This window comes from Deinococcota bacterium, assembly GCA_030858465.1.
Taxonomy (GTDB): domain Bacteria; phylum Deinococcota; class Deinococci; order Deinococcales; family Trueperaceae; genus JALZLY01.
In genome coordinates this window covers 1-6026 of the sequence record JALZLY010000383.1, presented here as the reverse complement: position 1 = coordinate 6026, position 6026 = coordinate 1, and the positions used below count along the sequence as shown (strand labels likewise).

Below are 6026 nucleotides of genomic sequence, written 5' to 3'. Positions count from 1 at the left end.
GGGTTAGGGCCACTAGGCCCCTGGGACCCGGGGTCAATCCACAGGCTCGTGCCCGTGAAGCCGGTGTGCCCGTAGGCCGCCGGACTCGCGTAACGGCCGCCGCTACAGCCCGCCGCGCTCAGCATCCAGCCCAGGCCGCGCCGCTCGCCGCCGCTCAGTTGTTGCTTCGTCGCCTCCTCGAGCAGCACCGCCGGGGCCAGCCGCGCGTCCTGGTTCAGCCAGGCCTGCGCATAGGTCGCCAGGTCGCCCGCCGTGCCGAAGAGCCCCGCGTGTCCGGCCACGCCGTCCATCACGTAGGCGTTCTCGTCGTGGACCACGCCGCGCAAGCGCAGGTTGCGCCAGCCGCAGTCCTCGGTGGCGGCGACGTTCTCAGCAGGAACGGGGCCAAAGCGCGTCTCCTTCATGCCGAGGGGCGCGAAGACCTGGTCCTGGACGAAGGCGTCCAGGCGCGTCCGGGTGAGGCGCTCGACGATGGCGCCCAGCAAGATGAAGCCCAGGTCGCTGTAGACGTACTGGCCAGCAGGGTGCTCGAGCGCCGACTGCAAGGCGTTGGCGACGGCGGTCTCCCTCCGGCTCACCCAGGCGAAGAGCGGCCGCCAGGCGGGCAGGCCCGAGACGTGGCTGAGGAGCTGCCGGATGGTGGCGTCGCCCAGCGACGGCGTCCTGAACCAGCCGGCGTTGGAAACGATGTCCCTGACAGACGTCTCGAGGCTGAGCTCGCCCGCGGCTATGAGCTTAAGGACCGCGGGCAGGGTGGCGACGACCTTGGTGAGCGAGGCCAGGTCGTAGACGGTGCTCTCACTAACGGGCGCGCCGCCCGGCCAGTGACTGGTCACGCCGACGGTGAGGGTGGGCCGGCGGCTTGAAGCGTTTCCGGTCACGGCCACCGCTCCCGGAATCTCGCCACCTCGAACGGCGCTCTGAAGAAGGTCGCGGCTACTCGCGGGCATGCTCGAAGCGGGCATGCTTGAAGATAGCATGTTTGACCCCAGTGGTCTAGTAAAGGTATAGTGCCGTGGAAAGCTGGAGGAGGCGAGCATGCGAAGCTACCGTGGTGTTCTTTCGACCGTTGTCTTAGCCCTGGGTTTGACCTTTGCCCAGTCCGGCACCCTGGAAATCGCCGTCGACCAGTCCCCCGTGGGGCTCGACCCGCACGTGGCGACGGCCTTTTCGACCTTCGCGGTGATCGGCCAGATCTACGACGGCCTCTTGGAGCTCAATGCCGACTTGCAGCTCGAGCCCGCCCTGGCCGAGTCCTGGGAGGTCGCCGACGACGGCCTCAGCTACACCTTCACCCTGAGGGAGGGCGTGCTCTTCCACAACGGCCGGGCGATGACCAGCGAGGATGTCGTCTACTCCTTTGAGCGCATCATGGCCGAAGCGACCGGCTCGCCGCTCGCTAGCCGCTTCGACACCGTCGCCGAGGTCACCGCACAAGACGAGGCGACGGTCGTCTTCACCCTGGCTGAACCCTTCGCGCCCTTTCTCGCCAACCTGCTCAGCTTGAGCGTGGTGCCCCGCGAGGTCGTCGAGGAGAACGAGGGCCTTCAGCAGGTCGCCGTCGGCACGGGGCCCTTCGTCCTGCGCGAATGGGTGCCCGACGTCTATTTGCTGCTCGAGGCCAACCCCGACTACTACCGCGAGGGCGAGCCCGGCGTGGCGGCCATCCGCTACAACATCGTCCCCGAGGCCTCGACCCGCGCCGCCGGCCTGCGCAGCGGCTCCTACCACCTGCTGCCGGACGTCGACCCGGCCACCGCCGAGACCTTGCGTGGCGCCCAGGGCGTCACCCTGCTCGCCAGCCAGGACCTCGGCTACAGCCTCCTGGGCCTCAACGTCACGCGGCCGCCCCTGGACGACGCGCGCGTGCGCCGAGCCATCAACCTGGCTATCGACCGCGAGGAAATCGTGGAGGCCGTCTACTTCGGCAACGCCGTGCCCGGCGGCCCCCTGAGCCCCGGCCTCGGCGACTGGGCGCTGAGCACCGAGGAGTTCGACTGCTACACCCCCGACCCCGAGGCGGCCAGAGCGCTCCTCGCCGAGGCCGGCTATGAGAACGGCTTCGAGCTCGAGATCCTCGGCTTCGGCACCATCCGGGTGGTCTCGGACTTAGCCCAGGTGGTCCAGGCGCAACTGCGGGACGTGGGCATCGACGCCACCGTAAACATCGAGGAGTTCGGCCAGTTCGTGCAGGACTGGCGCAATTCCAACTTCGACGCCTTTGTGAGCCTTAACGGCGGCAGCACCGACCCCGACGGCTACCTGCACCGCACCTTCTACACGGGCGGCTCGACCAACGTCTACCTCTACAGCGACCCCGAGGTGGACAGGCTCCTGGACGAAGGCCGCACCACCACTGAAGAGGAGGCGCGCTACCAGGTCTACGCCGAGCTCCAGCGTAAGCTCGCCTGCGAAGGGCCCATCGTCCACGTGGCTTACGCCACCCTCTTCAGCGCCCACCGCGAGGGCGTCTTGGGCTTCGAGCAGCTTCCCACCCGCGGCCTCCGCCACCTTCGCAACGTCACGCTCGAGTAGAAGGACCGGTGGGGCTCTGCGCGCTTTGAAGCTCGCAAAGCCCCACCCTGAGCCCCACCCTGAGCCATGGTCAGCTACACCGTCCGCAGACTTCTCGACCTCGTCTTCGTGCTCTTCTGCGTCTCGCTGCTGGTCTTTTTGATGCTGCGCCTCATCCCCGGCGACGCCGTGCAGATCATGCTCGGGGCCAACGTGGACATCACCCCCGAGCGCGTCGAGGCCCTGCGCCGCGGGCTCGGCCTGCACCTGCCCCTGCACCAGCAGTACCTCGAGTGGATGGGCGGGGTTCTGCGAGGCGACCTGGGCCGGAGCGTGTGGACGGGCCGGCCGGTCGGCCAGGAGATTGTGGGCAGATTGCCGATCACCCTCCAGATCACCTTTTTCGCGCTCCTGTTCAGCATTGTCTGCTCGTTTCCGCTGGGCATCTTGGCGGCGCAGGCGCGGGGCGGCCGGGCCGACGACTTGGTGCGCATCGTCTCGATCCTGGGGCTTACCCTGCCGTCCTTCTGGGTGGGCGTCCTGCTCCTCTACGTCTTCTCGCTGCACTTTCCCGCTTGGCCGGTGCTGGGCTACGTGGCCTTTACGGCGGACCCCGTAGGCAACCTCGCCCGGCTGGCCCTGCCGGTCTTTGCCGTGTCCCTGCCGATGATCGCCGGTCTGACGCGCATTCTGCGCTCGAGCCTGCTCGAGGTCTTGAGCCTCGACTACGTCCGCACCGCCAAGGCTAAGGGCCTGCGTCAGCGCTCGGTGCTCTACAAGCACGCCCTGCGCAACGCCATGATCCCGGTCATCACCGTGATCGGCGTGCAGACCGGCTATCTGCTCAGCGGCGTGGTGGTGATCGAGCAGGTCTTCGCCATCCCCGGCCTGGGCCGGCTCGTCATCGGCGCCATAAACGAGCGCAACTATCCGCTGGTACAGGGGGTGATCCTGGTGGTCACGGCCATTTTCGTCCTCATCAACTTGCTCATCGACCTCGCCTACGCCTTCATCGACCCTCGGGTGGAGTACACGTGACGCCCTTGAAGCAGGCATGAGGAACTTTTTCACCCGCTTGTGGCGCAACCAAGTCGGCTCTTTCGGCTTCGCCCTGAGCCTCTTGGTGGTCCTCGCCGCGCTCTTCGCGCCGCTGCTCAGCCCGCACGACCCCCTGGGCCAGAACATCCGCAGCCGCTTTCAGGGGCCCTCGAGCGAGCACCTGCTGGGCACCGACAACTTCGGCCGCGACATCCTCTCGCGCCTGCTGCACGGCTACCGCACCAGCGTCTCGGTCGCCTTTGGCGCGGTCGGCGTCGCGCTCGTCTTAGGCGGCAGCCTCGGCTTGGTCGCCGCCTACCTGGGCGGCGCGGTCGACCGCCTCATCATGCGCTTCATGGACGTGCTCCTGGCCTTTCCCATCATCCTCCTGGCGATTGCCGTCCTGGCCGTCCTGGGCCCCGGCAGTCACAACACCGCGCTGGCCATCGGCACCGTCTACCTGCCGATCTTCGCGCGCCTGGCGCGTGCCCCCGCGCTCAGCATCCTCTCCTGGGACTACGTGGCCGCGGCCCGGGCGCTCGGCGCGAGGAGCCCCAGGATCATCTTCAAACACGTCGCCCCCAACCTCGCCGCGCCCCTCATGGTGCAGACGACGCTGTCGCTGTCGACCGCCATCTTGGTCGAGTCCTCGCTGTCCTTTTTGGGCCTGGGCACGCAGCCGCCGACGCCGTCTCTGGGCCTGATGCTCGCCGACAGCCGCGACTACATGCTGCTCTCGCCCTGGGTGTCGGTCTTTTCCGGCTTGGCTATTCTCGTCGCCTCCTTGGGTTTCAACCTCTTCGGCGACGGCCTGCGCGACCTGCTCGACCCCACTTTGCGGGGTCTGGAATGAGCCCAAGCTGGCGGCGGGAGAGCCTCTAGACCTTGTTCTTTTTAGACCTTGTTCTTTTTTGCTTTGGGAGCGGGCTTGACCAGCGCCGGGCAGGTGATTCTGGTCGCGCAGATCCGGCTGCTCTGCTCATGACCACCGGCATCTTGCTGCTCGGAGAACGGGACAGTCTGGGGCGCAAGGGGCTGGCCGCCGCCTCATCGCCGGCATCGTCTTCTTGTACGGCGCGCGCTGAGCGCCGCGGGTTTGACCCAGTGGTCTAAGATTTGACCCAGTGGTCTAAGAGAGGTATCCTGTCGGGGAAAACCATCGAAGGAGGACATAATGCACAAGATGCACAAGCTGTTGACTCTCGTGGCGGTGCTCGCGCTCCTAGGCAGCGCGCTCGCCCAGACCATCACCTTTGCCACCTGGGGCGGCACCGAGGATCTCGACATCTACGAGGAGCTGATCGCCGACTTCGAGGCGGCCAACCCCGGCGTCACCGTCACCGTCAACCACATCCCCTCGGCGGGCGACTACGAGCAGAACCTGGCCACCCTGATCGCCGCGGGCAACGCGCCGGATGTCTTTTTCATCAACAACATCTCGATGCCGGGCTTTGCCGCGCAGGGCGCCTTTATGTCGCTCGAGGATCGCGCCGCCGAGTTCGACCTGGACGACTTCTTTCCCGGCCACCTGGACGCCTTTCGCTACGAGGGTGAGCTGATCGTGGTCCCCAGGGACATCTCCAACCTGGTGCTCTTTTACAACGCCGACATGTTCCGCGAGGCCGGCTTGGAAGAGCCCGGCGACGGCTGGACGCGCGAGGACTTTCTTGACGCCGCCCGCGAGCTGACCATCGACCAGGACGGCGACGGCAACCCCGACCAGTTCGGTTTCGGCTTCTCGACCTTCTGGCTCTTCTGGCAGCCCTGGGTCTGGTCCGCGGGCGGGAGCTTTTTTGCCGAAGACCACAGCGCCTTTACGCTGAACGAGGGGGCGGCCTTGGAGGGTCTCGAGTTCTACGCGGGCCTGCGCTGCGACGAGAACGTCGCGCCGACCGCCGCGCAAGCCGCCGACCGCGCCGCCGCCAGCATGTTCGCCGACGGCGACGCCGCGATGATCGTCGACGGCCGCTGGCGCGTGGCGCCCCTAAACGCCAGCGAAGCGGTGGCCTTCGAGTGGGACGTGGTGCAGTTCCCCGCCGGACCGGCCGGCTCGGTCGTCGACGCCGACGGCTCGGGCTGGGGCATCTCGAGCACCAGCTCAAACCCCGACCTCGCCTGGAGCTTTATCGAGCACGTCGCCTCGCCCGAGGCGATGACGCGCTTTACCGAGGCGGGTCTGATCATCCCGGCGCGCCGCAGCGTCGGCATCACCGAGGCCTTTGTGCAGCCCGACGTCCCGCCCGCCAACGACATGGCCTTTATCGAGGCGAACGAGACCGCCCTCCCCACCGAGACCTTCGAGGGCTGGGGCGAGTTCGTGAGCCTCTTGAACGAGGGCATGAGCGAGGTCTGGCTCTGCAACGCGAGCGTCGCCGAGGGTCTGGGCATGGTCGAAGACGACATCGACGACCTCCTGGCCGAGTACCGCTAACGCGGCAGGGGCCGGGGGTCAGAATTTTGCCGACCCCCGGCCC

At 67.3% G+C, this 6026-nt stretch carries 5 protein-coding genes; 4 read left to right on the top strand and 1 reads right to left on the bottom strand.

Annotated elements, in window-relative coordinates; genetic code table 11:
* Positions 1 to 965 (bottom strand): beta-lactamase family protein (locus M3498_18900; GenBank protein MDQ3461337.1); only part of this gene is annotated, 965 nt, incomplete at its 3' end.
* 73 nt (positions 966 to 1038) lie between these two features.
* Between M3498_18900 and M3498_18895 the strand changes: the two genes are divergently transcribed.
* The 4 genes from M3498_18895 to M3498_18880 all read left to right on the top strand — a co-directional run bounded on the left by M3498_18895 (position 1039) and on the right by M3498_18880 (position 5983).
* On the top strand, positions 1039 to 2535 hold the full coding sequence (locus M3498_18895; GenBank protein MDQ3461336.1) for an ABC transporter substrate-binding protein: 1497 nt from the start codon (positions 1039 to 1041) through the stop codon (positions 2533 to 2535).
* Positions 2536 to 2601: 66 nt separating this feature from the next.
* Positions 2602 to 3552, top strand: coding sequence for an ABC transporter permease (locus M3498_18890; protein ID MDQ3461335.1), 951 nt, complete (start codon positions 2602 to 2604; stop codon positions 3550 to 3552).
* Between the two features lie 16 nt (positions 3553 to 3568).
* Positions 3569 to 4405 (top strand): ABC transporter permease, encoded by an 837-nt coding sequence (locus M3498_18885; GenBank protein MDQ3461334.1) that lies wholly within the window; start codon positions 3569 to 3571, stop codon positions 4403 to 4405.
* Between the two features lie 321 nt (positions 4406 to 4726).
* On the top strand, positions 4727 to 5983 hold the full coding sequence (locus M3498_18880) for a sugar ABC transporter substrate-binding protein (GenBank protein MDQ3461333.1): 1257 nt from the start codon (positions 4727 to 4729) through the stop codon (positions 5981 to 5983).
* The last annotated feature ends 43 nt before the right edge of the window (positions 5984 to 6026 follow it).

Excerpts from the sequence above, each read along its gene's own strand:
- M3498_18895 (MDQ3461336.1), top strand. The coding sequence starts at position 1,039 with ATGCGAAGCTACCGTGGTGTTCTTTCGACCGTTGTCTTAGCCCTGGGT.
- M3498_18890 (MDQ3461335.1), top strand. The coding sequence starts at position 2,602 with ATGGTCAGCTACACCGTCCGCAGACTTCTCGACCTCGTCTTCGTGCTC.
- M3498_18885 (MDQ3461334.1), top strand. The coding sequence starts at position 3,569 with ATGAGGAACTTTTTCACCCGCTTGTGGCGCAACCAAGTCGGCTCTTTC.
- M3498_18880 (MDQ3461333.1), top strand. The coding sequence starts at position 4,727 with ATGCACAAGATGCACAAGCTGTTGACTCTCGTGGCGGTGCTCGCGCTC.